The organism is Lactobacillus helveticus DSM 20075 = CGMCC 1.1877, from assembly GCF_000160855.1.
In the GTDB taxonomy this organism is placed as follows: domain Bacteria; phylum Bacillota; class Bacilli; order Lactobacillales; family Lactobacillaceae; genus Lactobacillus; species Lactobacillus helveticus.
The window spans coordinates 1-2,465 of the sequence record NZ_GG700763.1 but is presented as its reverse complement, the minus strand read 5'-3'; the positions used below and the strand labels follow the sequence as shown (position 1 = coordinate 2,465).

Sequence of the window (2,465 nt, the reverse complement as noted above, 5' to 3'; positions counted from 1 at the left end):
GAACTAAATTTGCTGTTTTTGCAATTTTTTGTTTTATTGGTGCGAATTACGTTAATGTTGCACAATAAAGATAATTCGAAGGGCTTCGAATGTATTTGAATTATTTCGAATTTATTCGAAGATAACGAAGAAAGAGATTTGATTATGAGTAAGACAGTGCGTGAAATAGCTGAATTAATGGGAATTCCTTCCGATGATTTGGTTAAAGAAAAACAAAGAATTAGAGATGAAATTAAACGTCAAAATATTGAAACTAAGAAGTCCGGTAATAAATTTGTTATTGCTGATTCTGATGTTGAGAAGATTACTAGTGCTTTAAAAGAAAAGCTTGATAAAGAAGATTCGAAGAAAAAAGAAGACAATGAAGAACTTCTTCAAATGATTGAACAGCTTAAAGCTGAGAATAGTAAGTTTAAGAGTGAGAATAAAGAGAAGGATGAAGAGTTAGTTCGAATTAATTTGAAGAAAGACGAAGAGATTCGAAGACTCAATTCGAAGATTGAGAAGTATGCTGATGATTTTAAAGAGTTTAATGATAAGCAGTTACAATTGAATAATCAGCAGCAACAATTGCAGGCGAGGATACTTGAGCAAACAAAACAGCTCAAAGATACTCAACAAAGGTTGTTAACTAGTGCTGAGAAGAGCTCTGAGTTGCAAAATAAAGTTGATAAGATTGAGAATGCATCACTTTGGCAAAGGATTACGAGGAAATTTGACTAAAAATAATAAAAATATTAATTTAGTGCTGATTTTTATTAAAAAGCAATTATAATAATTTTAATAAAAATTTTAGGAGGTAATATTATGAAAAAAGTATTTTTATCTTTAGTCGTGTTGGCATCTGTTGGTGCAGGTCTTTTTGCTGGGACTCAGACAAAGGTCTCTGCTGCAACTTATAGAGTGAATCGCTTCATTCATACACTTCCTGGTGGTGATTGTGGTCAACATAATGTGCAAAATTAATAATAGAAATGGACATAATTAAATTAAAATTATGTCCATTTCTATATAAGGAGGTGAACTGGGTGAATAAAACTAAAAAATTTATTCGATCAAGACGAATTTCTGTCATTCTTCCTTGGATAGGAATGTTGGGTATGTTGTATTTGGTCTTTTCGCTGATTATGCATGGATTATTAGCATTTATAATTAATTTGGGATTTATAGCAAATTTTTATTACATAATTGATGAGTATAATTGGTTGATTGAAAGAATATCATTTGATTCTCAAAGGCTGATAGCAAATAAAAGAATGGGTATTAATCGTTTAGTTATGATAGTAAGTATAGTGATAGCTGTACTTAATACAATTATTTTAATATTGTTAAAGAGACAAGATTTTATTAGTTTTTGTGTTGGGCTCTGCTTTATTAGTGAAATTTACTTCGTAAGTCGTTTAATTGAAAACTTTCAAGTAATATTGCATATTGCATTTGATAGTTGGAAGAAATTTTATATTTTGGTTGTAATAGGTACTGCAGTTTCATCCAGTGTATATCTACTTTTATTGTGTTTTAGTATAATAGCTTATTTTATATATTTTGCAATTATTGGCATCATGTACGTGATAACATATTATATTTTAATAGAAATTCATGATAGGGTCGAAAATGATCTAGGTGGGCATAAATACTTTATAGATTTACCTGACAATCGATTTGGAAAAAGGTTTTAGTTCGTGAGATTTACAATTTCACGAACTAAAAAAGCCCAATTTATGGGCTTTTTTAATTTTTTGCTTATCTAACTAACGAGTAACCGTAGATCGATTATATCAGTAACGGTGTACATCTTTTTAGACATTAGTATCCCTCTATTTTCCGCATTAGTGTGCATCAATGCAAATTCTCAGTGTTAAAGTCAGTTCCATTATCTGACATTCTGCGCATTGCATTCAATACTCTTCGAAGAGTATTAGTAATTTCGTTTTGTAACTTATCTGTTTCAATTCCTAATTCTTTGAGTGCTTTTAGCTCTTCTGGATCTTGTTGTTGATTCCCATATTGGTTATTGGATTTAATGTTTATTTCAAGTAAAACAGCAATGACTATTTTTGGTACTTTTTTGGAAGTAAAAAAGCTACCGACTATACAACTGCCAGTAGCTGGGTTCAACTACTTATCAAACTGATTTAGTTCATGTAGAACTAAATGCAATTCATGTAGAAGAACACAAATGAGAAAAAGAGTAATGCTAACGTGACTTTGGTCATGCAGGCGTGGGCGGTCGAATGACCGTCTTTTATTTTGCTTAAATTAAAAAAGAGGTTGAATTAATTTTCAATCTTTTTTTTAGTTGCTACGAGCTTTCAAATCTTTGATTTGTTAGCCGTAAATACTTTGTGAAATTTTTAAATACGCAAAAATAAAAAGCCCATTAATTCGGGCTTTTTTAATTGTGTACGGCTTTGTTTTCACAAAGTGATTTTTAACGATCGCTGGAAGTACCATCACATCGCGAA

At 30.7% G+C, this 2,465-nt stretch carries 4 protein-coding genes; 3 read left to right on the top strand and 1 reads right to left on the bottom strand.

Annotated elements, in window-relative coordinates; translation table 11 throughout:
• Positions 1-144: 144 nt before the first annotated feature.
• From HMPREF0518_RS08905 to HMPREF0518_RS08900, 3 genes are all read left to right on the top strand, one after another.
• Entirely contained in the window at positions 145-723 is a 579-nt protein-coding gene (locus tag HMPREF0518_RS08905; protein WP_003627908.1) for a hypothetical protein, read from the top strand.
• An 84-nt stretch (positions 724-807) separates the two neighbouring features.
• The gene (locus tag HMPREF0518_RS10385) at positions 808-966 is read left to right on the top strand and encodes a hypothetical protein (protein ID WP_003627907.1); all 159 of its coding nucleotides are present in this window, start codon (positions 808-810) and stop codon (positions 964-966) included.
• An 8-nt stretch (positions 967-974) separates the two neighbouring features.
• Entirely contained in the window at positions 975-1,679 is a 705-nt protein-coding gene (locus HMPREF0518_RS08900; protein ID WP_003627905.1) for a hypothetical protein, read from the top strand.
• A 160-nt stretch (positions 1,680-1,839) separates the two neighbouring features.
• Here the strand turns inward: HMPREF0518_RS08900 and HMPREF0518_RS08895 are convergent, their stop codons facing one another.
• Positions 1,840-2,118, bottom strand: a complete 279-nt coding sequence (locus HMPREF0518_RS08895; RefSeq protein WP_003627904.1) for a hypothetical protein — start codon at positions 2,116-2,118, stop codon at positions 1,840-1,842.
• Positions 2,119-2,465 lie beyond the last annotated feature (347 nt).